Source organism: Roseibium sp. (genome assembly GCF_965229775.1).
Lineage (GTDB): Bacteria > Pseudomonadota > Alphaproteobacteria > Rhizobiales > Stappiaceae > Roseibium.
The window spans coordinates 232,171-259,089 of the sequence record NZ_OZ245929.1 but is presented as its reverse complement, the minus strand read 5'-3'; the positions used below and the strand labels follow the sequence as shown (position 1 = coordinate 259,089).

Genomic DNA, 26,919 nt, shown 5'->3' with positions numbered 1-26,919 from the left:
TGACTATCCTTGCTTGTTCTTGTTGTAGACGTCGAAGATTACGGCTGCGAGCAGGACAAGGCCCTTGATCATCTGCTGGTAGTCGATGCCGATGCCCATGATGGACATCCCGTTGTTCAAGACACCCATCAGGAAAGCGCCGACGACCGCGCCGATGATGGTGCCGACGCCGCCGGACATGGACGCGCCGCCGATAAAGACGGCTGCGATCACATCCAGTTCCAGAGCAAACCCGGCCTTGGGTGTTGCCGTGTTCAGGCGGGCAGCGAAAACCAGGCCCGCCGCGGCTGCCAGAACGCCCATGTTGGTGAAGGCGAGAAAAGTCAGCCGTTCCGTCTTGATGCCCGACAGCTTGGCGGCCTTTTCATTGCCGCCGAGCGCATAGATGCGGCGGCCGACGGTGGTCGATTCGGTGATGAAGGCGTAGATGATCGTCAACACGCCCATGGTGATCAGCACGTTCGGCAGTCCGCGGAACAGCGACAGCTTGTACATGACGAAGATGAGTGCGGCCGCAACGATGACGTTTCGGGCAATGAAGAAGAGCTTCGGCTCGTCCTCAATGCCGTAAAGCCGGTTTTGCGCCCGCTGACGCAGGCCGATCCAGACAATCATCGCCGCTGCAGCAACGCCGGTGAAGAGCGCCAGCATGTTGACGTGTTTCACGCGCCGCATTTCGAGCATGTTTGCAAGGGAGTCGCCCCAACTCATCGGAAAGATGTCCGGCACGAAGCCCGTGGCAAGGATCTGGAATTCTTTCGGGAAAGGACCGACCGACTGGCCTTCCAGCAACCAGAGCGACAGGCCCCGGAACACCAGCATGCCGGCGAGGGTGACGATGAAGGACGGAATTTTCCAGTAGGCCACCCAATAACCCTGCGCTGCGCCGATGAGACCGCCGACGACGAGGCACACGACAATGGTCAGCGGGACCGACTGGTCCATGTTGACGATCATGACGGCCGCCAGCGCCCCTATGAAGCCCATCACCGAACCGACGGAAAGATCGATGTTTCCGGACACGATCACGATCAGCATGCCAAGCGCCATGATGATGATGTAGGAATTCTGCAGCAGCAGGTTGGTGACATTGACGGCCCGCAGCAGCGTGCCGTCGGTGACGATCTGGAAGAACGCCATCACCGCAATGAGCGCGAACAACAGGCCGTACTGCCGCAGATGCGAGGAAAGGTACTGGCCGATGCTTTTGGTTTTTGTCTGCGCAGCGGGATTGGTATCGCTTTGTGCCAAGTCCATGTTGAAACTCTATTCGTTGACGATGAGCGACATGATGCGCTCCTGGCTTGCATCCGCGGCATTCAGTTCACCGACCAGCGCACCTTCGTTCATGACGTAAATCCGGTCGCACATTCCGAGCAGTTCCGGCATTTCGGACGAGATCATGACGACACCTTTGCCCTGGTCCGCCAGATCGTTGATGATGGTGTAGATCTCGTATTTCGCACCTACGTCGATGCCCCTGGTCGGTTCATCGAGGATCAGCACTTCAGGCTCCGTGAACAGCCACTTTGCCAGCACGACCTTCTGCTGGTTGCCGCCGGACAGGTTCACGGTTTTCTGGAAAACCGAAGGTGTGCGGATTGCCAGGGCCTGCCGGAACCGTTCGGCAATCCGGGTTTCCTCGTTCTTTTTCAGGACGGAGCCAGAGGAAACGCCGTCCAGGTTTGCCAGCGTGGTGTTGAAGCGGATGCTTTCATCAAGCACGAGGCCAAGCGACTTGCGGTCTTCGGTGACGTAGGAAATTCCGGCACCGATCGCCTTGTCGACGGTGCTGATATCGATTTCGTTGTCGTTGAGCTTCGCCGTTCCGGAGATATTGCGGCCGTAGGACCGGCCGAAGATCGACATGGCAAGCTCGGTGCGGCCGGACCCCATGAGGCCGGCTATGCCGACAACCTCGCCTGCACGGACGTTGAGCGCGGCGTTGCGGATCACCTGGCGCCCGGTATGTTCGGGGTGCCAGACATTCCAGTTGCTGATTTCCAGCAGGACTTTTCCGGGGGTGCGCCGATGCTCCGGGAACCGGTGCGTCATGTCCCTGCCGACCATGTCGCGCACAATTTCATCTTCGCTCAACCCGGCCCTGGCATCCAGGCGCGAAACGGTGAGGCCGTCGCGAATGACGGTGACCGTGTCCGCAACGTAGCGGACCTCGTTGAGCTTGTGCGAAATGATGATGCTGGTGACGCCCTGTGCCTTGAGTTCCAGCATCAGGTCCAGCAGCTTGCGGCTGTCGTTTTCCTGAAGCGCGGCCGTCGGCTCGTCCAGAATGAGCAGCTTGACGTCCTTGGACAGCGCCTTGGCGATCTCCACGAGTTGCTGCTTTCCGACACCGAGCGTGTCCACCAGCGCGGAGGGAGCTTCGGAAAGGCCGACTTTCGCGAGAAGTTCTTCCGTGCGCCGGTTGGTTTCGCGCCAGTCGATCACCCCGCTCCTGGCGCGTTCATTGCCGAGGAAGATGTTCTCGGCGATGGAAAGCTGGGGCACGAGCGCTAGTTCCTGATGAATGATGATGATCCCCTGGCGCTCACTGTCCGAAATGCCGGCAAACCGTGCCGGTGCGCCGTCAAACACGATTTCACCATCGTAGGTTCCATGCGGATAGACGCCGGAGAGGATTTTCATGAGGGTCGATTTGCCCGCGCCGTTCTCGCCGACGACGGCGTGAATTTCACCTTGCTGAACATCCAGATTGACCTGATCAAGCGCCTTGACGCCCGGAAAGGTCTTGCTGATGTCTTGCATGGACAGGAGTGCCATTTACCCCGATCTCCGTAATTCCAAAAACCCGCCCGCAACTGGAATGTCGTGGACGGGTCTTTCGCTGGACCAGGTTTACTTGACTTGATCAGCCGTGTAGTAGCCGCTGCCGATGAGGACATCTTCCCAGTTGGAAGCATCGACCGCGACAGGCTCCAGCAAATAGGACGGAACCACCTTGATACCGTTGTCGTAGGTCTTGGTGTCGTTGATCTCGGGTTCACCGTCGTTGAGGATGGCCTCGACCATGCCGACCGTCACGCGGGCCAGTTCCCGGGTGTCCTTGAAGACGGTCGAATGCTGCTCGCCCGCAAGAATGGATTTCACGGACGGAATTTCAGCATCCTGTCCGGACACGATCGGCATCTTGAGATCGCCGGATCCGTAGCCGACACCCTTGAGCGACGACAGGATGCCGATGGAAAGGCCGTCATAGGGGCTGAGTGCGCCATGAAGCTGTTTGTCCGTGTAGTGGGCGGACAGGAGATTGTCCATGCGGGCCTGCGCGACCGCACCGTCCCAGCGAAGGGTTCCAACGGTGTCCATGCCCATCTGTCCCGAGACGACATTGATCGTGCCGGCATCGATCATCGGCTGGAGGACCGACATTGCGCCGTCATAGAAGAAATAGGCGTTGTTGTCGTCCGGCGATCCGCCGAACAGTTCGACATTATAGGGGCCGTCGCCGAAGCGCTCTTTCAGGCCGTTGACCAGCGAGGTTGCCTGCTGAACGCCGACCTTGAAATTGTCGAACGTCGCATAGTAGTCGACATTGGCGCTGTCGCGGATCAGCCGGTCATAGGCAATGACCTTGATCCCGGAGGCGGCGGCATTTTCCAGGGCGTTGGAAAGCGTGGTTCCGTCGATTGCCGCGATCACAAGAACATCGACGCCCTTCGTGATCATGTTCTCGATCTGCGCGAGCTGATTTGGAATGTCGTCTTCCGCATACTGCAGATCGGTCGAATAGCCGGCGGCTGTGAATTGCTCGACCATGGAGTTTCCATCGGAGATCCAGCGGGCGGAGGACTTGGTCGGCATGGCGATGCCGACCGCTCCCTTGTCTGAAGCGAATGACGTGCCGGACATGAGCGTTGCCGTGGCGGCGACTGCAATCAGTGCCTTGGAAAAGAAATTCATGTGTTCCTCCCTGGCCGGTAAAGGTCCGACCGCAAAATTGATGAGGCATCCGGGGATGCCGCCTTCAAACTTGCGAAAAGACACATGACCGTCAAATCATTGTTTGCTATCAATACTTACCGAGAACGGTATGTATTCAAGAGGAAGCGATTTGACCCTGGACTTGTTGCGGCGCGGCATGAAGATTTCGCATCTGCGGCTTCTTGCGGAACTCAGCCGGCAGAGCCGCTTGACGGACGCGGCCGCCGCCCTCGGCATCACCCAGCCGGCAGCATCGCGCCTGATGGCGGAAATCGAGCATGTCGCGGATGCCGAAATCTATTTGCGCAGCGGGCGCGGTATCGAACTGACGGAAGTCGGCCGGACCCTGGCAGAACGATGTGTCCGGGTGCTTCAGGAGCTGACAGATGCCGCCGTCGACATCGAGCATCATGTCTCGGGACAAAGAGGGCACGTGAATATCGGGTCGGTCACGGGACCGGCGGTGGAATACGTTCTGCCGGCCATTCGGCACATTCGCCTGAGTTATGCGGAAATCTCCGTTTCGGTCGAAATCGGGCCAAGTACGGTGCTGGCGCCGATGCTCGAGGACGGGCGGCTTGATTTTTCCCTCAGCCGTGTGCCCCTCGACGCGGATCCGGACCTTTTCGACGAACAGCCCCTGCGGCGGGAACCGGCATGCATGGTTGCGCGGCTGGACCATCCGCTGACCCGTCATCCGGTGCCGATCCCGGCGCATGCTCTCCTGGGCTTTGACTGGGTGTTCCCTCCGGTCGGTGCGCCCATTCGAACGACCGCGGAAAGCGCCCTGCGCGACATGGAACTTCAGCTTCCCTCGAAGATCCTGACCACGTCCTCGTTCCTGTTTACACTCGCGACCATTCAACGATCGAACGCCATCGGGCCCGTTGCCCGGTCGGTCGCGGACAGTTTTGCGCTCTTGCCGGACGGATCTCCGGGGTCCCTGGCTATTTTGCAGACCGACCTGCCCCTGTCCGTGGAAACCTATTCCTTCCTGACCCGCAAGGGTCAGGTTCAAACCGCGGCAGCACGGGTGGTGTCACGCGAAATCCTGCGCCGGTTCAACGGCGAACAGTAGCAGGACCGGGGTCGCCGGCACCTGCTTTGGGTGCCCGATCGGGTGAACGGACCGGCTTGGCCGGAGCGGATCTGCAGGCTTAGGGTACGGACCCATAACTGAAGCCGATTTGGCGGCAGGATTGGCAAAATCTCGCAAGGAAGCGTGCGCAGAGCGGGCCTTTGCCCGGTCAAGCGCGGCGACGCTGGGAGGTAGAGCCATTTCGCCGTCCTTCGGAATTGGTGGTTTTGGCCATCTTCATCGTCGCGAAAGGTTTGAAAATGCACTACATTTCCTGCGCTTTCGCTTCTCGCAGTTGGTCAAAACGATCCAAACCAAATTGACTTCATTTATGAGTCCGTACCCTAGTATCGATGACACTTGAACGGGTTGCCGAGGGGAGGGGCGCAAGTGGCGAAAAAAGTCGTCGTATCGGAGTTCATGAATGAGACGGCGCTGGAGGCATTCGGACCGGCAATCGAGATCCGGTATGACCCGGCGCTCGTCGACGATCCGGAACGCCTTAGGCTGGAACTCGCGCAGGCGGATGCATTGATCGTGCGCAATCGAACGCGTGTCGACCTCGACCTCCTGAACGCTGCGCCGCGGCTTCGCGTTGTTGGCCGTCTCGGGGTCGGACTGGAGAATATCGACCTCGACGCCTGCGCGCAGAAGGGCGTTGCGGTCAGGCCTGCGACAGGCGCCAACACGCAGTCGGTCGTGGAATATGTCATCGGGGCAATGCTCGTTCTGCGCCGGGGCGTGTTTGCGTCAAGTGGCGACGTTCTGGCAGGGGACTGGCCGCGCGGACCGCTTGGAGGCGGCGGAGAAGTCCACGGCCAGGTGCTCGGGCTCGTGGGGTTCGGAGCGATTGCCCAGGCGGTCTCGAAAGCAGCCCGCGCACTCGGTATGCGGATCGCAGCCTTCGAGCCCTATCTCACACCAACCGATCCGGCTTGGTCGGACGTCCGGTCCTGCGGCCTGGAAGAGCTGTTTGCGCTTGCGGACGTCCTGTCGCTGCACGTGCCGCTCACACAGTCCACGAGGAACCTGATCGATGCGGATGCGCTTTCGAAGATGAAACCCTGTGCGGTGCTCATCAACACGGCGCGCGGCGGTGTTGTTGACGAGGCCGCGCTTGCGGCGGCGCTCAGGACGGGACGGCTGGCGGGTGCAGCGGTGGATGTTTTCACAGCCGAACCACTCGATGCCGCCGGCGCCGCCGTCTTCAAAGGGTGCCCCAATCTCATACTGACGCCGCATATTGCAGGCGTCACAGAGCCTGCGAATGCACGCGTAAGCCAGGTCACCGTTGAAAATGTCCTGCAGGTTTTAACGGACGACGACACATGAACTGAGGAGCATTATTGCGCAAAATGCGTGACGAACGCGGTTCAGAATGCCTAAGATCAGAAAAAGACGACAAAAAACATGCATTTCAACTGGGAGGAGACAAGCATGAAATTGAAGTCCGCCATTCTGGCTATGACACTGGCCGCATTTGCCGGCACCGCGACTGCAGAAGATTTTCCGAAAGGAAGCGTCGACTACATCATTCCGTTCGGACCCGGCGGCGAGTCCGACATTACCGCCCGCTTTCAGCAACCCTTCTTCGAAAAGCTCTTCGGCGAACAGATGGTGGTGAACTACCAGCCGGGCGGTGGCGGAGCCGTGGGCTGGTCCCAGCTGAACAACATGGCAGGTGACGGTTCGGTGATCATGGGGATCAACCTGCCCCACATCATCATCAAGCCCTAGCAAGGGGATGTCGGCTTCAAGACCGAGGATCTGGCAGCCGTCTACATGTTCCACTACACGCCCGATGCCATCGTGGTGACGGCGGACAGCCCGTATAACACGCTGCAGGACCTCATCGATGATGCCAAGGCCAACCCGAAGCAGGTGATCTTCTCGGGATCCGGCAAGGGCACCGCGAACCATCTGGCTCAGGTCCAGTTTGACGACATGGCGGATATCGAGAGCACCTACGTGTCGTTCAAGGGGACCGGTGCTTCTGTAACGGCGCTACTCGGCAAGCAGGTCAAGGCGGCGTGGGGCTACACCACGGTTGGCGCAGCGCAGGGCGACAAGGTCCGGCTGCTTGCTGTCGCCATGGAGGAGCGCCACCCGGCTTTCCCCGACGTTCCGACCTTCCGCGAGCTGGGCTATGACATGGTCTCCGGCGCCTATCGCGGCATCGCGGTGCCGAATTCCGCATCCGAAGAGGTGAGGACGCAGGTTTCCGACGCGATCAAGGCCATCAACGCGGATGCAGAGTTCCAGCAGAAAATGCTGGATGGCGGATTTGCTCTCGTTGACGTCAGCTACGGCGATGAAATGAACGCCTTCATCGCCGAAAAGGCCGAGGGATACCTGAACGCCGCACGCTCGGCAGGTATCATCGAGTGACACAGCGGATAGAGGCGCGCTGCGCGCCTCTATCCTCACATCCGTGACGCGCTTCGCCGTCTCTCCCGGGAGGACCTGATGCTCGATTTTGTTGTCGGTGCCCTGTCACCGCTGAACCTTCTGCTTGCCCTGTTGGGTGTGGCAGCGGGTACGATCATCGGTTCGATCCCGGGATTGACAGCGACCATGGCGGTGGCCGTGCTGGTGCCGCTGACGTTCACGATGTCTCCGGACAGCGCTCTCATCCTCATGGGGGCGATCTATACCGGGGCAATCTACGGCGGCGCCTATGCCGCCATTTTGCTGAATACACCCGGCACGCCGTCGGCAATCGCGACCACTTTCGACGGCTATCCGATGGCGAAGCGCGGCGATGGCGACCTGGCGGTATCGGTCGCCTGTATCTCGTCCGTCATCGGCGGACTCGTCGGCGCACTGGCGCTTCTGCTCCTGGCGCCGCCGCTGGCAGAGGCCGCCCTGGCCTTCGGCCCGGTGGAGTATTTCTGGCTTGCGGTCTTCGGTCTCTCGCTGATCGCCGCGCTGTCCACTGGGGACTTTCTCAAAGGGGTGATCGGCGCCTGCTTCGGACTGCTGCTCGCGATGATCGGGATTTCCGAGACCAGCGCGGAGGTCCGTTTCACGTTCGGGTCCAATGTGCTCCTGGGCGGCATCGAGACGGTGTCCGCCCTGATCGGGCTCTACTGCATTCCGGTTCTCATAGATCTCGTCGCCACCCCCGACCGGCATCTGAAAGCGCCGGAACAGACCCGCGGTTTCCGGCTGCCGGAAGCCTTCGGCCTGTTGCTCAAGAACAAGATCAACGTCATGCGCAGTTCCGTGGTGGGCACCATGGTCGGCGCACTTCCGGGAGCAGGCGGTTCGATCGCAGGTCTCGTCGCCTATTCCGAAGCCCGGCGCACCAACAAGGGCAAGCCGCCTTATGGCGAGGGCAACCCCGGCGGGATCGTTGCAACGGAATCGGCGAACAACGCAACGGTTGGCGGCGGCTTCATTCCCACGCTTGTGCTCGGAATTCCCGGAACGCCGCCCGACGCGGTTATTCTCGGGGCCTTGCTGGTTCAGGGGGTGCGCACCGGCCCGAGCCTTTTCGCCGACGGGGCCAGCATCGTCTACACGTTCATCTTCGGGCTTTTGCTGGCGACCGTCCTGATGCTGCCCGTCGGGCTGATGATCGGGCGCTTTGCCTACGGGGCCATCGTGCGCGCGCCGAAGGCGGCGCTTGTGCCGGTCGTGGCCTTCATGACCGTCATCGGTACCTTCGCGATCCGCAACAGCCTGTCGGACATCACGATCATGATCGTCCTTGGCGTGATCGGCTGGGTGGCAGGCAAACGCGGCTTTTCGGTTTCGCCCATCGTGCTCGGCCTGATCCTCGGACGCATTGCCGAGCAGGGCTTCGTTCAAAGCTGGACGATCGGTGACGCAATCGGCAACCTCTGGGGCCAGTTCTTCGGGCGGCCCCTGTCCATGGCGATCATCGCGCTGACGCTGCTGACGTTCTTCTACCCGTTCCTGCCGCGGTTGAAGCAGATCGTGTCCCGAAGCACGGACAATCCCGTGACGCCGCGCGAACACGCCCCCAAACCTGCCATCCTGCGCGACGGTATTGCGCTTGTGATTGCCGGCGGGATCGCGCTTCTGGCCCTGCAGCAATCGGCGCATCTCAATCCGGAGGCGGCCGTTTTCCCGCGCACCATCGCGATTGCGATGGCGGTGCTCGTCTGCCTGGCGTTCGTTCGTCTTGCGCTGACCAGACATGTGACCGAAATATCCGTCGAAGGCTCCTGGTTCCGCATGAGCGCACTGCCGCTGGTCATGCTGGCAGCCGTGTCCGCTTTTCCCGTTTTCGGATTTGCCGCAACCGCCGTCGCACTCGGGGTCGCTCTGACAGTCATCGCGCAGCACGACAGGTACTCGGCGAAGAACTGGGCGATCCTTCTCCTGAGCGTTACCGGCGTCATCGTCGCCTGCACGCTGCTTTTCAGCGAAGTTCTGTCGGTGCCCCTGCCTTAGCCCGCCCCGCGGTGCACGGATCCCGCTGAGCTTCCAACCCTCGTTCCCGACGCCGTCATTCGGCTGGCGCTATAGACGAAGCTTCGCAATTGGGCTGTGCGATCCGGTGCACAAGAGCAACCCGCCGCAGGTGACGATAGTTGCAAAACTGCAGAAATCGCTGTGCCGTTTGTCTGAGGTCAATGCGCGATGATCCGTTTTGGGCTTGGGTCGTGCCCGGGCGCGCCCCAGAGACCGGACCGGTTCCGGGATCTAGGGTGCGTATCGGCAGAAGGCTCACTTTACCGACGGAAAGCACACCATGGACCAGACACTGAAACAGGCCGGCTCATCAGGCCGGACGGCGGCGACTTCCGGCGCTGAAACGTCCCTCTCAGAAACCTCCGCAAAGGCTTCCAAAAAGCCGGCGACGGCCAAGTCCGGTCACAAATCGGCAGTCCACAAGAGCCATTCCCTGCTGTTGCACGAGCGTTCGATTTCCAAAGGCAACAGCGCACGCCTGCCGGCGAACTATCCCTACAAGCGGCGCATGAACCGGTCGCAATACGAAGCACGCAAGCAGGAACTCCAGATAGAGCTGCTGAAGGTGCAAAACTGGGTCAAGGACAGCGGCCAGCGCATCATCGCCATTTTCGAAGGCCGGGATGCGGCCGGCAAGGGAGGCACGATCAAGCGGTTCATGGAGCATTTGAACCCGCGCGGTGCGCGCGTCGTCGCCCTGGAAAAGCCGACGGAGGAAGAGAAGGGGCAATGGTACTTCCAGCGCTATGTCAGGCATCTGCCGACCAAGGGTGAGATCGTTCTCTTCGACCGCTCCTGGTACAACCGGGCGGGTGTCGAAAAGGTCATGGGTTTCTGCTCACCGGCCGAATACATGGAATTCATGCGCCAGGTTCCCGAATTTGAGCGCATGCTGGTCAGAAGCGGCATTCGCCTGTTCAAATTCTGGTTCTCGGTCAGCCGGGAGGAGCAGTTGAGACGGTTTCAGTCGCGCAACAGCGATCCGCTGAAACACTGGAAGCTCAGCCCGGTCGATGTCCAGTCGCTGGACATGTGGGACGACTATTCCGAGGCGAAGGAGAGCATGTTCTTTTATACCCATACGGCGGATGCGCCGTGGACCGTCGTGCGTTCCGACGACAAGAAGCGCGCCCGGCTGAATTGCATGCGGTATTTCATCCGTTCCCTGTCCTATCCGGCGGCGGACACGGAAATCAACCTCGACGCGGATCCGAAAATCGTCGGTCCGGCGGACACGTTTTATCAGACGTTGCAGGACTTCGACGCAAGCCGGCAGTTCAAGGTCGAATAGGTGCGATGCCGGAGGGCGCGGCTCGAAACCGGATCTCTTTGAGATCCGGTCGCGTCTTCATGTCAGCTTTTGACCCGCTCCATTTTCGGATCGTAAAGCGGTGCGAGCGTGACCTCGGCGCTGACCCGTTCCGTGCCGACTTCGAGCTCATAATCCGCGGACAGGACGTGGTCCTTCGTGACGCCGTCCGGATGGCGGACATAGCCGATCCCGATGCTCTTGCCGAGCGTGTGGCCGTAGCCGCCTGAACTCAGCCACCCGCACCGTTCGCCGTTGCGGTAGATGGTTTCGCGGCCGGACAGGATGACGTTGCCGTCGGTGGTGAAGGTCGCGAGCATCTTCTTCACACCGCTCTCGCGCTGTGCCTGTACGGCGGCGCGGCCCTTGAAATCGGCATTTGTCTTCATCTTGACGGCCCAGCCGAGCCCGGCTTCGTCCGGCGTATGGTCCGGTCCGATGTCGGATCCCCAGGCGCGATACCCCTTTTCCAGACGCAGCGTCTCGATTGCCCGGTACCCGGCATTGCGCAGGCCGTGCTGTTCCCCGGCCTTGTGCAGGGCGTCATAAACCGTCTGCGCATATTCGGTCGGAAGGTGCAGTTCCCAGCCGAGCTCACCGACATAGGTGATGCGCAGCGCGAGCACCGGACAGCCGGCGATGCCGATCCGGTGCGCCTGCGCGAAGGGAAAGGCCTCATTGCCGACATCGGCGCGGGTGCAGGCAGACAGAATGTCACGCGCCTTCGGTCCGAACAGCGACAGCACCGAGTTTGACGAGGTGACATCGACGAGCTGGGCGTTGAGACCGTCCGGAATGTTCCGCCTGATCCAGTCGAAGTCATGGGTGGCAAAGCCGGTTCCGGTGACGATGTAATATTCCTCGATGGCCGTGCGCACGCAGGTCAGGTCGCACTCGATGCCACCGCGATCGTTCAGCATCTGGGTATAGATGATCGACCCGACCGGCTTGTCGACGCGGTTTGCGGCAATCCAGCTCAGCGCGGCCTCGGCGTCCGGTCCCTTGAGGATGAACTTCGCGAAGGATGTCTGGTCGAACAGGACGGCGGCTTCGCGCGCGGCCGTGTGTTCCCGGCCGACCGGTCCGTGCCAGTTCGGCCGCTCGAACGTGTAGATGTCACGCGCCTCCTCACCGGCGTCGGCGAACCAGTTCGGCCGTTCCCAGCCGAGCTTTTCGCCAAAGACCGCTCCGGACGCCTTCAGCCGGTCATAGAGCGGTGAGCGGCGGCAGGGGCGGCCGCTGTCATGCTCTTCCGACGGCCAGGCCATCGTGTAGTGCTTGCCATAGGCTTCCAGTGTGCGGGTGCGCACCCAGTCGGTATCGGTGTGCGGCCGGCCGAAACGGCGGATGTCGACCGGCCAGAGGTCGTAGGGCGGCTCGCCCTTGGCGACCCATTCGGCCAGGGCCATGCCGGCGCCGCCACCGGCCGCGATGCCGAAGGCATTGAAACCCGCGCCGACGAAGACATTCTCCATTTCCGGCGCTTCACCCAGAATGAAATTGCCGTCCGGCGTGAAGCTTTCCGGTCCGTTGACCAGCTGCTTGACGCCGACCTTTTCCAGATCGGGCACGCGCGGCAACGACAGCTCCATCAACTGCTCGAAATGATCGAAATTGCTGTCCAGCAGCTGATAGTCGAACGGGTCGGGCACGCCGTCGACTGCCCAGGGAATGCCGTTCGGCTCATATCCGCCCATGACCAGTCCGCCGACTTCTTCCTTGTAGTAGGTCAGCCGGTCCGGATCGCGCAAGGTCGGCAGGTTGGACGGAACGCCAAAGGCCTCCGTGATCATGTACTGGTGCTCGACGGAAACCAGCGGCACGGTGACGTCGATTGTCGCGGCGAGTTCGCGCGTCCATTGCCCGCAACACAGCACAAGCTTTTCGCAGGCGATCTCGCCCTGGGCCGTCCGCACGCCGGTCATCCGGCCGCGTTCGGTCATGATCTCGAGCACTGGTGTGTTCTCGACCAGTTTGGCGCCTGCCGCGCGCGCGCCCTTGGCGAGAGCCTGGGTGATGTCGGACGGACTTGCCTGGCCGTCCGTCGGCAGATAGGCCGCACCGACGACATCGTTGATGTCCATCAGGGGCCACAGCTCCTGCGCTTCCTTGGGTGTTAGCAACTGCATGTCGAGGCCGAAACTGTGCGCCGTCGTCGCCTGGCGCTTGACCTCCGTCCAGCGTTCCTTGTTGCAGGCGAGCCGCAAGCCGCCGTTCATCTTCCAGCCGGTTGCCTGTCCCGTCTCTGCTTCCAGCCTGTCATAGAGCGAGATCGAATAGCCCAGAAGCTGGGTGATGTTCGCATTGGAACGCAGCTGGCCGACGAGACCCGCGGCGTGCCAGGTGGAGCCGGATGTCAGGGCGGCCTTTTCCAGGAGCAGCACTTCCTGATCCATCTGCGCCAGATGATAGGCCGTTGAACAACCGACGATACCGCCGCCGATGATGATGATCTTCGAAGAGGAAGGCAGTGTCATGAGAGCTCTCACAATTCACGGAATTCGGACAGGGCGGCGTTCAGCCGGTCCATGTTTTCTCGGGTGTAGGCGGCGTAGTCGAAATCCAGATCGGAATGAATTTCCGATGTCATCGACCAGAGGGTTTCGCGCATCAGGGATGTGCATTTCATGGCCTTGTAGGCGCGCCAGCGGGTCTTTGCCGGCGCTTCGAAATATTGTTCGAGCATCGACATCTCCTGCGCCTCGCTGAGGCCATTGTTCGAGGCAAGGCCGGCCAGATCGAACAGTGGTGAATTGAAGCCGCCGTATTCCCAGTCGATCAGCCAGAGCCTGTCACCATCATCGAGCAGATTGGCGGCGAGCAGGTCGTTGTGGCCGACGGCGAGGTCGACGGGTCCGACGGCGTTTTCCAGATCGGCCAGCGTGTCCATGAGACCGGGCAGGGCGTCCGAATGCGGCGATCCGTCTGCTTTCAGCCGCGTTGCGTAGGTGCGGTTCACCTGAAATGGCCAGAAGGCGAGGACAGGTCCGGTAAGATGTGTGCCCAGTTCCCGGTGCGCCCTGGCGACCAGTTCGATGATTTTCGCCAGGTTTGACGGGTCACGGACATCGGCTTCCTCGAAGGTTCTTGCCTCTATGAAATCCAGCACGAGAACGCCGGGTTCCTGATGAAAGACCGCAGGGGAAATGCCGGCCATCTCGGCCGCCCGGCTCAGGGCGAGCTCGTTCCAGCGCAGGACACCGTGTTCGGGAATGTCGTCACCCAGGCGCACGACAAAGCGGCGGCTGCCGTCGCGAACGAGAAGATTGACGTTGGTGATGCCGCCTCCGAGCGGGGTAATGTCCTCAGGATCGGCAAAGCAGGCAAGCGCGGCAGCGCGGGCAATTGCGGTTTCGCTCATGTGTCACATCCCCAACCTTTGACGCTGGCCCGAAGCCAGCGCGTTGATGACCCTGTCCGCGATGATCGCGATGAAAGCGACAGAGAGACCGGCAACGATGCCCTGTCCGGCATTGGCCTTGGTCAGCGCGATATAGACTTCCTGGCCAAGATCCCTCGTCCCCACGAGGGCCGTGATCACCAGCATGGACAACGCCAGCATGATGGTCTGGTTCAACCCCAGGAAAAGATGGGGTGTCGCCAATGGCAGCTTGATGCGCCAGAGCAACTGCCGCCTGGTGCAGCCTGACATCAGCCCGGCCTCGATGAGGGGCGGCGGAACTTCCTTGAGACCGTGCGCCGCATACCGGACGGCAGGGGCCAGCGCATAGAGGATCACCGCAATCATGGCGCTGAAATCGCCGACCCTGAAGAGCATGACGACCGGGATCAGGTAGACGAAGCTGGGCAGCGTTTGCAGCGTGTCCATCAGACCGAGAATGACCCGTCCGGCTCGCGGGCTTTCCGCAGCCCAGATGCCGAGCGGGATGCCGATGAGCGTTGCGATCAGCACCGAGACACCGCACAGGTAGATCGTCACCATCGCCTTCGGCCACAGACCCGACGCGGCAATGAAACTCATCAGGAGGCCGGCGAGCAGTCCGATCTTCCAGCCGCCGACGCGCCAGGCCATCAGGGCGGTGGCAATGATCCCCCAAGCCCAGGGAATGCCTGTGAAAAACTTCTTCACCGGGAGAAGCAGCCATTGCAGGATGACGGTCTTGATGGCCTCGAACGTGTCGAAGAAGTTGACGTTGATCCACTCCATCGCATTCGACCAGAACGGGCCGGTCGTGATGGTCAGGGCGTCCGGGTAGGTCTGGACCGCCGGGACGAAGCGGCCGAGGATCAATGTCGAGGCGATCACCAGGAAGACGGTTCCCGACCAGGGATGGCGCTGCAGAACGTTGCCTTCCAGGGGGTGGCGTGCGCTGCGTTCTGCGAAGGCCTGGCTCGCCCGGTCAAGCGCGATCGCCATGGCCACGATGCCGAGACCTGCCTCGATACCTCCGCCGATATCCAGCCGGCGCAGACTGGACAGGACGTCGAAGCCGAGGCCGCCCGCGCCGATCATTGACGCGATGATCACCATGTTCAGCGTCAGCATGATCACCTGGTTGACCCCGACCATCAGGGTTGGAACCGCGGAGGGAACGAGAACCTTCCACATCATCTGCCGGTTGCGGCAACCGGCCATACGGCCCGCCTCGATCACTTCTTTCGGAACCGAGTTCAAGGCAACGATGGTCACGCGCACCATGGGCGGCATGGCGTAGATCACCGTTGCAACAAGCGCGGCGACGGGGCCGAAGCCGAACAGGATCAGGATGGGAACGAGATAGGCAAAAACCGGAACGGTCTGCATCAGGTCGAGAACCGGACGCAGCATCCGCTCGATCCAGCTGACCCGATAGGCCAGGATACCGAGCAGTAGCCCGCCGACGACGCCGATCGGAACGGAGATCAGCACCGAGGCGAGCGTGACCATGGCGCTTTCCCATTGGCCGAAAACGGCGAGATAGAGAAAACAAGCGCCCACGAGGACGGACAGGAACCAGTCGCGGGCATAGTGCCCGATAGCCATGATCGTCACGATCACCGCGATCCAGCTGAGCGCCGGCGCGACCTGTACGGCCGCGTCGCCGACACCGCTCGTGAACCCCTCGACAAGCAGGTTGCGCAGAACCTGATAGGGGGCTTCGATCAGCGCGGAGATGGCGCGGGTCAGGTCGCGGAATGTGAAGAAGTAGAAGCCGGCGCTTTCGACCAGCCAGTCGAGAAACGCGCTGATCCTGTCTTCAAGCGGCAGTTCCCACCCCTTCGGATAGCGAACGATCCAGCGGGCGTCGAGCGCCTTATAAAGCTGGAAGGAATAGGTGGACAGCAGCCAGGTTGCCGCGAACAGGGCTCCCCAGAACATCCAGCCCGACCTTGCCGCCCGTGCGATCATCTGCGGCCCACCAGCACGTCGATGACCGCCTTGCGGGATATCTGCCCGACAGGTTTTTCGCCCTCCATGACCTTATGGGGAAGGTCAGAGGCTTCCACCGGATCGGCAATCGCTTCGATCACCGCATCATGGGAGACCTCGCCAGCAAAACTGTCGCCGTTGATCGGCTCCATCACCGATGCGGCACGGATCACCTTCGCGCGGCTGACGTGGCGGGTGAATTCGGCAACGTAGTCCGTTGCCGGCTGCAGGACGAGGTCTTCGGGGGTCGCCACCTGTTCGATGATGCCGTCCTTCATCACGGCGATCCGATCCGCGAGGCGGATGGCTTCGTCGAAGTCATGGGTGATGAAGACAATCGTCTTGTGCAGGATGTTCTGAAGGCGCAGGAACTCGTCCTGCATCTCGCGTCGGATCAGCGGATCGAGTGCGGAGAACGGTTCGTCCAGGAACCAGATTTCCGGTTCCGCCGCCAGGCTGCGGGCAATACCGACGCGTTGCTGCTGGCCACCGGAAAGTTCACGCGGGAAATAGCCTTCACGTCCCTTGAGGCCCACAAGTTCCACGACTTCCCGGGCCCGGGCTTCGCGTGTCTTCTTGTCGACGCCCTGGATGTCGAGCGGGAATGCGGCGTTTTCCAGGACCGTCAGATGCGGCAACAGGGCGAATTGCTGGAACACCATTCCCATTTTCTTGCGCCGGATCTGGATCAGTTCCTCTTCGCTTGCGCTGAGCAGGTCCTTGCCCTCGAAGCGGATTTCGCCCGCCGTGGAGTCCACGAGACGTGACATGCATCGCACCAGCGTCGACTTGCCGGAGCCGGAAAGCCCCATGATGACGAAAATCTCTCCCATCCGGATTTGCACGTTTACCGCGCGCACCGCCCCGATGAGATTCGCGGCGTCCAGATCGGCAGAAGAGGGGGCAGGGTTGGAGGTCAAAAACGTATCGGCCTGCGGTCCGTAAAGCTTCCATACGTTCCGGCAATCGAGAATTACGGGCGTCGTCATCCAGTCCTCGGTGGAGGTTCTCTTCCCGGTATCGGGAAACTGTCTTGCCAGTCATCCGGACTGGTATCCTGCACGCATCAAGATCGGATTGCTGCGTGCAGGAAGTATGGAACGACCTTACTTGGCAATCCAGCCCGACCAGGTGTCCTTGTTGTCGGCCATCCAGGCGGCGACCGTGTCTTCCACGGACTTTCCGTTGAGATCCACTTCGGTGACCATGGCGCCGTAGTCGGCATTGGAGAGCTTGAAGTTCTCGATCGCCTTTGCCGCACCCGGCCACTTGTCGGCAACGCCCGCCCAGCTGACTTTCCAGATCGGACCGCGCGGCTTGCCGCAGTCATAGGCTGCGTCCGGGTTCACGCCGACCGAAGGGTCGCTGTAGCATTCGGGAGAAAACGGCGGGAACTCGACAAATTCACCCTCATATTTCGCGGGTGCCCAGTGCGGCGCATAAACCCAGAGCACGATCGGATCCTGGCGCTGGTAGGCCGCTTCCAGCTCGGCGAACAAAGCTGCATCGGTGCCTGCATGGACCACTTCGAAGTCCAGTCCGAGCGCTTCCACGCGCTCCTCGTCAAAGCCGCCCCAGGTGACCGGACCGCCGAGATAGCGGCCGAAAGGGGCGGTTTCGGGCGTCGAGAATTCCTCGGCGCAATCCTTCAGCGCTTCCCAGTTGGGAAGACCCGGACAACGCTCCTTCATGTAGGCGGGATACCACCATTCCTCGATCGCCTGCAGACCGGTTTCACCGAGATTGACGACATCACCTGTTGCGAAAGCCTCATCCATGGCCTCGCGTCCCGTGGTCTCCCAGATTTCCATGGCGACATGCAGGTCGCCCGTTTTCAGGCCCGCGAACTGGGCGATGTAGTCCGCCTGAACGTATTCGACGTTGTAACCGGCCTCCTTCAGGATTTCTCCCATGAGCTTGGTCGTGATCAGCTGTCCCGACCAGTCATGAAGTGTGAGCTTGATCGGATCGCTGGATTCGGCTGCGAGCGCAGGCGCGACAGCCAGCATAGCGGACAGTGCCAATGAAACGCGCTTCATATTTTTCTCCCCGTCTGAAATTGCCAATGCATTACTGCCCGGGCATGACCCCGTCAGCAGCTGCCAACTCGGCACGACACCCTCATAGACTGCCAACATAAATCAACAAAAAGCAACATTTAGCTTCGAATTTTGTGGATTTTGGATACATTTTGAGCATTACGTGTTCATTCGACAGACAGAAACATCAGAAATGCGGGGCTCGAGGGATGCCGGACTATTCAGCCAGACTGGAGAAGGCACTGGAGATCACGGCAGATGCCGCCGCGGTCAGTCTTTCCTTTTTCAGGAACGATCCCGAGAGCGAAATCAAGGCCGACCAGAGCCCGGTGACCCTGGCCGACAAGGCAACCGAACAGTCTCTGCGGGACAGTCTCCAGGATCACTTTCCGGGCGAAGCGATCTTCGGCGAGGAATTCGGCCGGACCGGAGAAGGCGCTGCGATGTGGATCATCGATCCGATCGACGGCACGCGCTCTTTCATTGCCGGATTGCCGCTGTTCGGGATGCTGCTCGGTTATCTTGAGGACGCACATCCGAAACTTGGTGTGATCCGCATGCCGGCTCTGGGCGAAGCCTATGCCGGGGGCGAAGGTTTGCCGGCTTCATGCAACGGAACGCCGATCAGGACGCGCGCCTGCCGGTCGCTGGACGACGCCCGCCTGTTCGTAAACGAGGGCGACAAGCTGGCCATCTCGGAAGCGGACGTTTTTCAGCGTCTGGTCCGGGCAGGGAATTTGCGCAGGCTGGGAGCCGATTGCTATCCGCATGCGCTTGTGGCGCGCGGCCTTGCCGACGCCGTCGTGGACTATGACCTGCAGCCTTACGATTATCTGCCGGTCTCGGCCGTGGTTACGGCAGCCGGCGGGATCATGACCGACTGGCAGGGCAACCCGCTGTCGATGACATCGGACGGGCGTACGGTCACGGCGGCGACACCCGAATTGCACGCGGAGCTGCTGGACCTTCTCAACCGGCCCTGACGGCGGCCACGTGTCCGTCGAAGGACGGGTCCTGCATCAGGTTCCGGCACCGGTCGAACCGGCCCGTGGCGTAGGCCCAGAAGTCTTCGGCCGGATTGTCGTCCGCCAGTTGAATAAGTCCCCAGTGGGTCCAGAGGAGATCGCACATGGCCTTGTAGATCACCACCCGTCCCGTCTCGGCGGCTGTCGGTTCGCGGCCGAAATAGGCCCGCAGCATCTGCGCGTCCTGTTCCGCCGTCATTCCAGCTTCAACCGAGAGGTCTCCGAGGTCCCAGAGCGGATCATTCATGCCGGAATACTCCCAGTCGACGATCCACATCCTTTGGCCGTCATCCAGGAAATTCTCGCACAGGGGATCGCAGTGGCAGGGCGCAAGCGGGAGATCCGCCGCAGCCAGCACTTCGCCGACGGGCATCGCTGCGGCTACGACGTCCTCATACCCGTCCGGCAGGGAAACGTCCTTGGTGGACAGAACCTTGAGGTAGTCGTCAATCATCGAGAACAGTTCGAAGCGGAACTGAAAAGTCTCACCCGAGGCATGCAGCCGGGCGAGGGCGACACCAGCGCGGCCCGGTGAGCCGGCACGCGATGTGAAGAGATCGGGCGTCATGGTCTCGATTGCCTCGATCGTGCGCGTGATCATGATGCCGGATGCTGCATCGGCATGGAGTACTTCGGCGGAAACACCGGCGCGGGCGGCGGCCTCCGCATTGTGCTTTTCCACACCGCGATCGATGTATTCCTCGGTGTTTTCGCCCGGGATGCGGACGATAACCGACTGGTCCTTGAGGTCGACGCGGTGAACGAGATTGGTCAGTCCGCCCAGCCGGGTTATGTGCAGCGCCGATGTGACATGAGCAAATTGCGGTGCGGTGCGCAGGGCTGCGAGTACCTTGTCAGCGTGTTCCGTCATGTTTCCCCCGTTCATCCCTTGAGCGCCCTGTTTTCCCGATCGTAGAGCGGGCTTTCCGTCTGCGTGACCGGATAGCGTTCGCCGAAGACTTCGAGACTGAAATCTGAACAGTCCCAGTGAGCCTTGTCCAGATAGCCACGCACGATTGTCCGGCCGACGGTACAGCCATAGCCGACAGAGGTCGCGGAAGAGACGACATTATCTCCAAGCAGAATGGTCTCCCCGCCGGTGAGCGGCAGATGTTCCGGCGTCACGAACGTGCAAAGCCTGCGTTCGACGCCCGAGGTCTTCTGACCCTCAAGGACCGCGCGTCCGAGAAAGTCGCCTTTCGACTTGAGATGCACCCGGGAGCCGAGACCCGCCTCGACCGGCGTGTAATCCGGGGTGACGTCAGCGGACCAGTAGACATAGCCCTTTTCCATTCTGAGGCTCTCGATGGCGCGGTAGCCGACATTAGCGATGCCATGCGCGCTGCCCGCTGCCCAGAGGGTATCGTAAACATGGGCCGCGAATTCCGTCGGAACGTGCAGTTCATAGCCCAGCTCGCCGACATAGCCGATGCGGGCTGCCCGCACGGGGGCTGCGCCGACGACAATTTCCCGCATCGTCGCGAACGGGATTGCTTTGTTTGAGACATCGCTTTCGGATGCCGCCGCCAGCACGTCGCGCGACCTTGGGCCGACAATGTTGATCACCGCGTATCCGCTGGTGACCTCGGTGATATAGACCGAAGCGTTTTCGGGAAGATTGCGCCTGATCCAGTCGCTGTCGTGAACGCCGAAACCTGATCCGGTTACGAGGTAAAACCGGTCGCGAGCCAGACGGATGATCGTTACATCCGCTTCGACACCGCCGCGGTCATTGCACATCTGCGTGTAGATGACCGAGCCATCAGGCTTGTCCATGTTGGAAACGGTCAGCCGTTGCAACTCGGCAAGGGCATCTGATCCGGCAATCTCGAACTTGGAAAAGCTGGACTGGTCGATCAGCGCAACCCGCTCGCGCACGGCCCTGTGTTCTTCGGCTGCATATATCTTCCAGCCCGGATCCAGGAAATCGAGCTGGTCCACCGGTTCAACGCCTTCAGGAGCAAACCAGAGCGGCCGTTCCCAACCGTTCTTCGAGCCGTAGACCGCACCCTGGTCCTTCAGCCGTTGGTAAAGCGGCGACAGGCGCAGCTGCCGCGCACTCTCATGTTCCTGGCCGGGATACCGTTTCTTGTAGTGGTGGGCGTAGTGCTCGACCGCACGCGGATACATGAAAGTCCGCGTGCCGTGATGAGGTCCGAAGCGACGCACGTCGAGCGGCCAGAGATCGAGAGAGGGACGGCCGTCGACAACCCATTCGGCAACCATTTCCCCCGCGCCGCCACCTGCCGCGATGCCATAGAGAAAGCCGGTTGCCATCATCAGGTTGTCGAAGCCGGGCTGCCAGCCCATGACGAAATCGCCATCGGCGGAGTAGGGGATCGGCCCGTTGATGACCTGGCGGATGCCGACGTCGTTGACGACGGGTGTCACCTGGCTGGCGAGATCCGCAAGCGGCAGAAAGCGGTCCAGGTTTTCCGGCAGCAACTGGCGCACGAAAGCACCGGGAATGCCATGATCCCCAAAGGGAAGCGTATCTTCCTCATAGCCGCCTATGACCAGCCGTCCGGCCACATCGGGTTTGTAGTAGACCAGTCTTTCCGGGTCGCGCAGTGTCGGGAAGTGACCGACGTCAGTCCCGGTGGGTTCGGTCACGATATACTGGTGTTCGACCGCGCAGGCGGGGACGCGAATGCCGAGCTTCGCACCCAGTTCGCGGCTCCACATGCCGGCGGCAAGGATCACCGTGTCCGCTTCGAAGGACCCTTCACTTGTCTCGACCGCCGTGATCCGGCCGTTCGAGACGGAAAAGTCCCGCACCTCGACACCCTGACGGATGTCTGCGCCCTGGCGCCGGGCAGCACCCGCGACGGCCTGGCAGAGCGAGGCCGGGTCGACATGGCCGTCGGTGGGAATGAACGCCGCGCCCTCGAGCCCATGTGCATCGATCAGCGGAAACAGGTCCCTGGCTTCTTCAGGCGTGATGATCTGCATGTCGAGATCGAAGCTGCGCGCCATGGTCGCCAGGCGTTTTGCCTCCAGCAGACGCTCCCGGGTTGCGGCCAGTCTGAGCGACCCGGTTTTCTTCCAGTCGAACTGCATGCCCTCTTCATTCTGCAGCCGGTCGTACATCTCCACGGATTTTTTCAGCATGCGGGTGGTGTTGCGGGACGAGCGCAGCTGTCCGACCAGTCCGGCGGCATGCCAGGTTGCGCCTTCGGTCAGGGCAGCACGCTCCAGCAGCACCACGTCCCTTTCCCCCATCCGGGTCAGATGATAGGCAATCGAGCACCCGATAATGCCGCCGCCGATGATCAGGTGTTTGGCCGAATGTTGGATCATTTTGCAGGTCCGCGTGATGTCAGTCGGCTCAAATGCTAACAAAAAACAACATCGTGACAATCGAAATGTTGATTTTTGTTGAAATGCAGGTGCAAAATAGACTTATTCGACCAGAAACTTTGGTGTAAACAGGCTTCATGTCGAAATACGAAACAACGCTCCTGCAGACCGTGGATATGCGTGGCACCGTCAGCGTGCAGGAACTGTCGCGTCTTCTCGGTGTTTCGGATCAGACCATCCGCCGGGTTTCGCGGCCGCTGGTGGATCGCGGCGCGTTGCAGAAGGTGCATGGTGCGCTGGTTTCGACCAAGTCGGCGGCCGATCTGCCTTACCTCGCCCGCATGAACCTGAACCGGGAAGCCAAGGTGGCAATCGCCGAAGAGGTCGTGAAAATCATCCAGGATGGTGACAGCATTGCCATCGATACCGGATCGACGTCCGGTTTTGTCGCCCAAGCTCTGCGAAGCCGCCGCGAACTGACGGTGGTCACCAATTCGGCCTATGTGGCGAGCACACTTGCGATGATCCCGGGTAACAATGTCTCCATGGCGGGAACGCAGCTCCGGGATCATGATGGTGCGTCTTTCGACCGGTCGGCGTTCGAGGTCATCGACCGGATGCAGGTCGACTACGTGCTGTTGTCGGCGTCGCTGGTCGATGCCCGGAAGGGCTTCCTCGTCCACGAGCAATGCGAAGTCGATATCGCGAGCGCGATGCTGGCGAATGCGGGGCGCGCGATCATGGCGGTCGATCATTCCAAATTCGAGCCGCAGATGCGCAAGCCGGCGCTGCGTCAACCGACGCTCAAACCCGGAGACTATCTCGTGACCGACAGAACGCCGCCGGCGGATTTTGCCGGACTGTTCGCGGACCTGGAAATCCGCGTTCCCGCTCACTGACGCCGCCCCGGGGCAGCTTGCCTCCCGGTCCGCGATTGTTCTTCCGGCAACAAATGATCCAACACGCAATTGATTTGCTCTGGGCGCTTGTCCTCTGACCATGATTGGTGCGAGGTTCTAGATCTGGAATTTAAAGGAGATCTTTTGTGTTTCACGGCAAGGTACTTGTGGCCCAGGGGGGCGGTCCGACCGCGGTTATCAATCAGTCGATGGTTGGCGCTGTCCTGGAATCACGGAAGTTCCGCTCCGTCGAGTTGATCTACGGTGCCGTCCACGGTGTGCGGGGGATCCTGGACGAGGACTTCTACGATCTGACCCAGGAGACGACTCACAATCTGGAAATGGTCGCCGATACGCCGTCTTCGGCGCTTGGCTCGACGCGGGACAAGCCGGATCTGAAATATTGCCAGGAACTCTTCAAGGTCTTGCGTGCGCACCAGATCGGCTATTTCTTTTACACCGGCGGCAACGATTCCTCGGACACGGTCCGGATCGTGAATGAAGAAGCGCGCAAGGCCGACTACAACATGCGCTGCATCCACATTCCGAAGACCATCGACAACGACCTGGTCGAGAATGACCACACGCCCGGTTTTCCTTCGGCCGCCCGCTACGTGGCGCAGGCGTTCATGGGTATCAATCTCGACAATGCGGCGCTGCCCGGTATCTATATCGGTGTCGTGATGGGTCGCCATGCCGGCTTTCTCACGGCCGCCTCGGCGCTGGGCAAGAAATTCTCCGATGACGGCCCGCATCTCATCTACATGCCCGAGCGCACATTCGAGATCGACAAGTTCATCAGGGACGTCAAGGACGTCTATGACCGGCACGGGCGCTGTGTCGTTGCCGTGAGCGAAGGTATCCATGACGGCTCCGGCACGCCGATCATCGCAAAGCTGGCCAGCGAGATCGAACGCGACGCACATGGCAATGTGCAATTGTCCGGAACCGGCGCCCTGGCCGATCTGCTGACACAGAAGGTCAAGCAGGAATTGAAGATCACGCGGGTCCGGGGCGATACGCTCGGCTATATCCAGCGCAGTTTTGTCGGATGCGTGTCCGATGTCGACCAGAACGAAGCCCGAGAAGTCGGTGAGAAAGCCGTTCAATACGGCATGTTCGGTGATCGCGACGGATCGGTGACGATCAAGCGCACCGGTCACTACTCCGTGGACTACGAACTGGTGCCGCTGGAGCTGGTTGCCGGAAAGACCCGGACGATGCCCGACGAATTCATCACGGCTTCCGGACATGATGTGACGGACGAGTTCCGCCTGTATCTGCGCCCGCTTCTTGGAAAAGGCATGCCGGATGCCCATCGTCTGCGGCCGAACAAGGTCCCGAAGATCCTTGCGGGATCACAATAACGAGGAAGCCTGACCGGGATCACGCAGACGTTGCTGCCTCCGTTTCCCGCCGCGACCGGCGAGCGGCGGAACGCGCGCAGACACACAGGACCACATGCGGCCGCTACGGGATGGATTACGGTCTTTCAGTTTGCTAGCCTGCCTGACAGCCACGGACACGCGAACACGCCGGTCCGGTGGTTGAGGCAAAAAAGGGCCGATCCGCTTCGGTCTGACAAAAACAAAATGCCGGGGGGCACACAAGGTGGAGGCAATCACTCTAACCTATCCGATGATGGTGGTTCTGGGGCTGCTCGTTTTCACGGTCGTCCTGTTCGTCTCGGAGGTCGTTCGTATCGATTTTGCGGCCATTCTGGTCATGGTGCTGCTCGGCCTTCTCAGTCAGATGCCCGGTCTTCATTCCCTCGCGGATGTCAGCACGCTGTTCAACGGGCTCGCGTCCAATGCGGTCGTCTCGATCATAGCCGTCATGATCATCGGCGCCGGGCTCGACAAGACCGGCCTGATGAGCAAGGTCGCAGCCTTGATCCTGAAACACGGCGGCAGTTCCGAGGCACGGGTCGTTCCAATCGTCTCGGGCACGGTCGGTGTCATCTCCTCGTTCATGCAGAATGTCGGTGCCGCGGCCCTGTTCCTGCCCGTGGTCAGCCGTATCTCGGTGCGGACGGAACTGCCTCTCAGCCGTTTGCTCATGCCTATGGGTTTCTGCGCGATCCTGGGTGGAACGCTGACAATGGTCGGTTCCTCGCCGCTGATCCTGCTGAATGACCTGATCGTGACGGCCAACCGGTCGCTTCCGGACACGGCGCAGATGGGCACCTTCAGCCTGTTTTCGGTGACACCTGTCGGCGTCGCTCTCGTCGCCTCGGGCATCTTGTATTTCATGATCTTCGGCCGCTGGATCCTCCCGGGGGAGCAGGAAGCCGGCGATGCCACCAGCGCACAGCCGATGAAGGAGTACCTCAAGAAGATCTACGGTCTGAAAACCGACATCTTCGAGATCACGATCCCTGCGGGACATCCCGTTGAGGGGCAAACCTTCGATGACGTCATTGAGCGTTACCATGTCTACATCATCGGCAGCGCCTTCCACGGGAAAACGTGGTTTGCACCGGTCATCACGACCAAAATCACGACGCCCTGCAGACTGGCGGTGCTCGGCCGCGCCAAGGAAGTCCGGCACATGGTCGAGGATGCAAAGTTCATCCTCCACGACAAGCTGGATGTCTTTGCCGAGGATTACGCCCCGACGAAATCCGGCGTGGCCGAAATCGTCGTGACGCCGGGCTCTTCGATCATCGGCAAATGCGCCCATGACGTCGTTTTCCGGAAAACCTATGGCGCGAGCATGCTGGCCATCCACCGGGGCGAGGAAACGCTGAGCTTGGTGTCGACGGAAGATCATGAACCGACGCAGATCGCCGAGGTTCCGTTTCGCGCCGGAGACACGATCGTGGTTCACACGACCTGGGAGGCGCTGACGAGACTGACGCAAAACCGCGACTTCGTGGTTGTCACGACCGATTTTCCGCACGAGGAACTCCGGCCGAAAAAGGTCGTCTGGGCCCTGTTCTTCTTCCTAGTGTCCCTGTCCCTGATCCTGCTCACGGATTTGCGCCTGTCCCTGTGCCTGCTGACCGGTGCGGCGGGAATGATCCTTACCGGGGTTCTCGACATCGATGACGCCTATGAGGCCGTGAGCTGGAGCACGGTCTTTCTTTTGGCCAGTCTCATTCCCCTCGGGCAAGCGGTACAGACATCCGGAACCGCCGAGTGGATCGCGCAGCAGATCCTTCTGCTCTTGCACGGCTGGCCGGTGTGGTTGTTGCAGGCGGGGCTTGCCGTACTGGCTACGGTGTTCACGCTCATCATGTCCAATGTGGGGGCGACGGTTCTGCTGGTGCCGCTCGCGGTCTCCATTGCCATCGCCGCTGGCGGCGATCCGGCCATCTTCGCGCTCACCGTGGCCATTTCGACGTCGAATTCCTTCCTGATCCCGACCCATCAGGTCAACGCACTCATCATGGGGCCGGCCGGTTACAAGGTGACGGATTTCATCAAGAGCGGCGGGATCATGACCGTCCTGTTTCTGGTCGTGTCGCTGGTGGTCATGAACCTCGTGTTCTAGAGCATTTTCCGACCAATT

19 protein-coding genes and 1 pseudogene are annotated in these 26,919 nt (G+C 60.9%); 10 read left to right on the top strand and 10 right to left on the bottom strand.

Features of this window, described 5'->3' with window-relative positions; genetic code table 11:
* Positions 1-3: 3 nt before the first annotated feature.
* The 3 genes from mmsB to chvE form a co-directional block, all read right to left on the bottom strand.
* Complete coding sequence (mmsB, locus tag ACO07N_RS01160; RefSeq protein WP_421979262.1) at positions 4-1,257, bottom strand: multiple monosaccharide ABC transporter permease; 1,254 nt, start codon at positions 1,255-1,257, stop codon at positions 4-6.
* A gap of 9 nt (positions 1,258-1,266) precedes the next feature.
* Positions 1,267-2,781, bottom strand: a complete 1,515-nt coding sequence (gene mmsA, locus ACO07N_RS01155) for a multiple monosaccharide ABC transporter ATP-binding protein (RefSeq protein WP_421979261.1) — start codon at positions 2,779-2,781, stop codon at positions 1,267-1,269.
* A gap of 75 nt (positions 2,782-2,856) precedes the next feature.
* Complete coding sequence (gene chvE, locus ACO07N_RS01150; protein WP_421979260.1) at positions 2,857-3,921, bottom strand: multiple monosaccharide ABC transporter substrate-binding protein; 1,065 nt, start codon at positions 3,919-3,921, stop codon at positions 2,857-2,859.
* A 151-nt stretch (positions 3,922-4,072) separates the two neighbouring features.
* On the opposite strand from chvE, the gene ACO07N_RS01145 reads away from it, so the two are divergent.
* The 6 genes and pseudogenes from ACO07N_RS01145 to ppk2 all read left to right on the top strand — a co-directional run bounded on the left by ACO07N_RS01145 (position 4,073) and on the right by ppk2 (position 10,754).
* Entirely contained in the window at positions 4,073-5,020 is a 948-nt protein-coding gene (locus tag ACO07N_RS01145; protein ID WP_421979259.1) for a LysR substrate-binding domain-containing protein, read from the top strand.
* A 420-nt stretch (positions 5,021-5,440) separates the two neighbouring features.
* Positions 5,441-6,352, top strand: coding sequence for a hydroxyacid dehydrogenase (locus tag ACO07N_RS01140; protein ID WP_421984362.1), 912 nt, complete (start codon positions 5,441-5,443; stop codon positions 6,350-6,352).
* Positions 6,353-6,457: 105 nt separating this feature from the next.
* Positions 6,458-6,757, top strand: a complete 300-nt coding sequence (locus ACO07N_RS01135) for a hypothetical protein (RefSeq protein WP_421979258.1) — start codon at positions 6,458-6,460, stop codon at positions 6,755-6,757.
* Between the two features lie 27 nt (positions 6,758-6,784).
* Positions 6,785-7,408, top strand: a pseudogene (locus ACO07N_RS01130) (tripartite tricarboxylate transporter substrate binding protein); the annotation flags it as partial.
* 78 nt (positions 7,409-7,486) lie between these two features.
* Positions 7,487-9,442 carry a tripartite tricarboxylate transporter permease gene (locus tag ACO07N_RS01125; RefSeq protein WP_421979257.1) on the top strand — a complete coding sequence of 652 codons (1,956 nt, stop codon included), beginning with the start codon at positions 7,487-7,489 and terminating at the stop codon, positions 9,440-9,442.
* 301 nt (positions 9,443-9,743) lie between these two features.
* Positions 9,744-10,754 (top strand): polyphosphate kinase 2, encoded by a 1,011-nt coding sequence (gene ppk2, locus ACO07N_RS01120; protein WP_421979256.1) that lies wholly within the window; start codon positions 9,744-9,746, stop codon positions 10,752-10,754.
* 62 nt (positions 10,755-10,816) lie between these two features.
* Here ppk2 and ACO07N_RS01115 read toward each other — a convergent pair whose 3' ends face one another.
* From ACO07N_RS01115 to ACO07N_RS01095, 5 genes are all read right to left on the bottom strand, one after another.
* Positions 10,817-13,249, bottom strand: a complete 2,433-nt coding sequence (locus ACO07N_RS01115) for a GcvT family protein (RefSeq protein WP_421979255.1) — start codon at positions 13,247-13,249, stop codon at positions 10,817-10,819.
* Positions 13,250-13,257: 8 nt separating this feature from the next.
* Positions 13,258-14,133, bottom strand: a complete 876-nt coding sequence (locus ACO07N_RS01110; RefSeq protein ID WP_421979254.1) for a phosphotransferase — start codon at positions 14,131-14,133, stop codon at positions 13,258-13,260.
* A gap of 3 nt (positions 14,134-14,136) precedes the next feature.
* The gene (locus ACO07N_RS01105) at positions 14,137-16,122 is read right to left on the bottom strand and encodes an ABC transporter permease (RefSeq protein WP_421979253.1); all 1,986 of its coding nucleotides are present in this window, start codon (positions 16,120-16,122) and stop codon (positions 14,137-14,139) included.
* A complete protein-coding gene (locus tag ACO07N_RS01100; RefSeq protein ID WP_421979252.1) occupies positions 16,119-17,132 on the bottom strand; it encodes a quaternary amine ABC transporter ATP-binding protein in 1,014 nt (337 codons plus the stop codon). Before ACO07N_RS01100 ends, ACO07N_RS01105 begins: the two co-directional genes overlap by 4 nt.
* Before the next feature lie 117 nt (positions 17,133-17,249).
* Complete coding sequence (locus ACO07N_RS01095; RefSeq protein ID WP_421979251.1) at positions 17,250-18,182, bottom strand: ABC transporter substrate-binding protein; 933 nt, start codon at positions 18,180-18,182, stop codon at positions 17,250-17,252.
* A 209-nt stretch (positions 18,183-18,391) separates the two neighbouring features.
* Here ACO07N_RS01095 and ACO07N_RS01090 point away from each other — a divergent pair, with 209 nt between their 5' ends.
* Positions 18,392-19,165: an inositol monophosphatase family protein gene (locus tag ACO07N_RS01090; RefSeq protein ID WP_421979250.1), complete on the top strand. Its 774-nt coding sequence runs from the start codon at positions 18,392-18,394 to the stop codon at positions 19,163-19,165.
* Here ACO07N_RS01090 and ACO07N_RS01085 read toward each other — a convergent pair.
* Both ACO07N_RS01085 and ACO07N_RS01080 read right to left on the bottom strand, forming a co-directional pair.
* Positions 19,152-20,078, bottom strand: coding sequence for a phosphotransferase (locus ACO07N_RS01085; protein WP_421979249.1), 927 nt, complete (start codon positions 20,076-20,078; stop codon positions 19,152-19,154). The two genes, ACO07N_RS01090 and ACO07N_RS01085, sit on opposite strands and share 14 nt — an antisense overlap.
* 11 nt (positions 20,079-20,089) lie before the next feature.
* A complete protein-coding gene (locus tag ACO07N_RS01080) occupies positions 20,090-22,507 on the bottom strand; it encodes a GcvT family protein (RefSeq protein WP_421979248.1) in 2,418 nt (805 codons plus the stop codon).
* Positions 22,508-22,644: 137 nt separating this feature from the next.
* Between ACO07N_RS01080 and ACO07N_RS01075 the strand changes: the two genes are divergently transcribed.
* The 3 genes from ACO07N_RS01075 (at position 22,645) to ACO07N_RS01065 (ending at position 26,901) form a co-directional block, all read left to right on the top strand.
* Entirely contained in the window at positions 22,645-23,406 is a 762-nt protein-coding gene (locus tag ACO07N_RS01075) for a DeoR/GlpR family DNA-binding transcription regulator (protein WP_421979247.1), read from the top strand.
* Positions 23,407-23,552: 146 nt separating this feature from the next.
* The gene (locus ACO07N_RS01070) at positions 23,553-24,773 is read left to right on the top strand and encodes a 6-phosphofructokinase (protein WP_421979246.1); all 1,221 of its coding nucleotides are present in this window, start codon (positions 23,553-23,555) and stop codon (positions 24,771-24,773) included.
* A gap of 244 nt (positions 24,774-25,017) precedes the next feature.
* A complete protein-coding gene (locus tag ACO07N_RS01065) occupies positions 25,018-26,901 on the top strand; it encodes an SLC13 family permease (RefSeq protein ID WP_421979245.1) in 1,884 nt (627 codons plus the stop codon).
* The last annotated feature ends 18 nt before the right edge of the window (positions 26,902-26,919 follow it).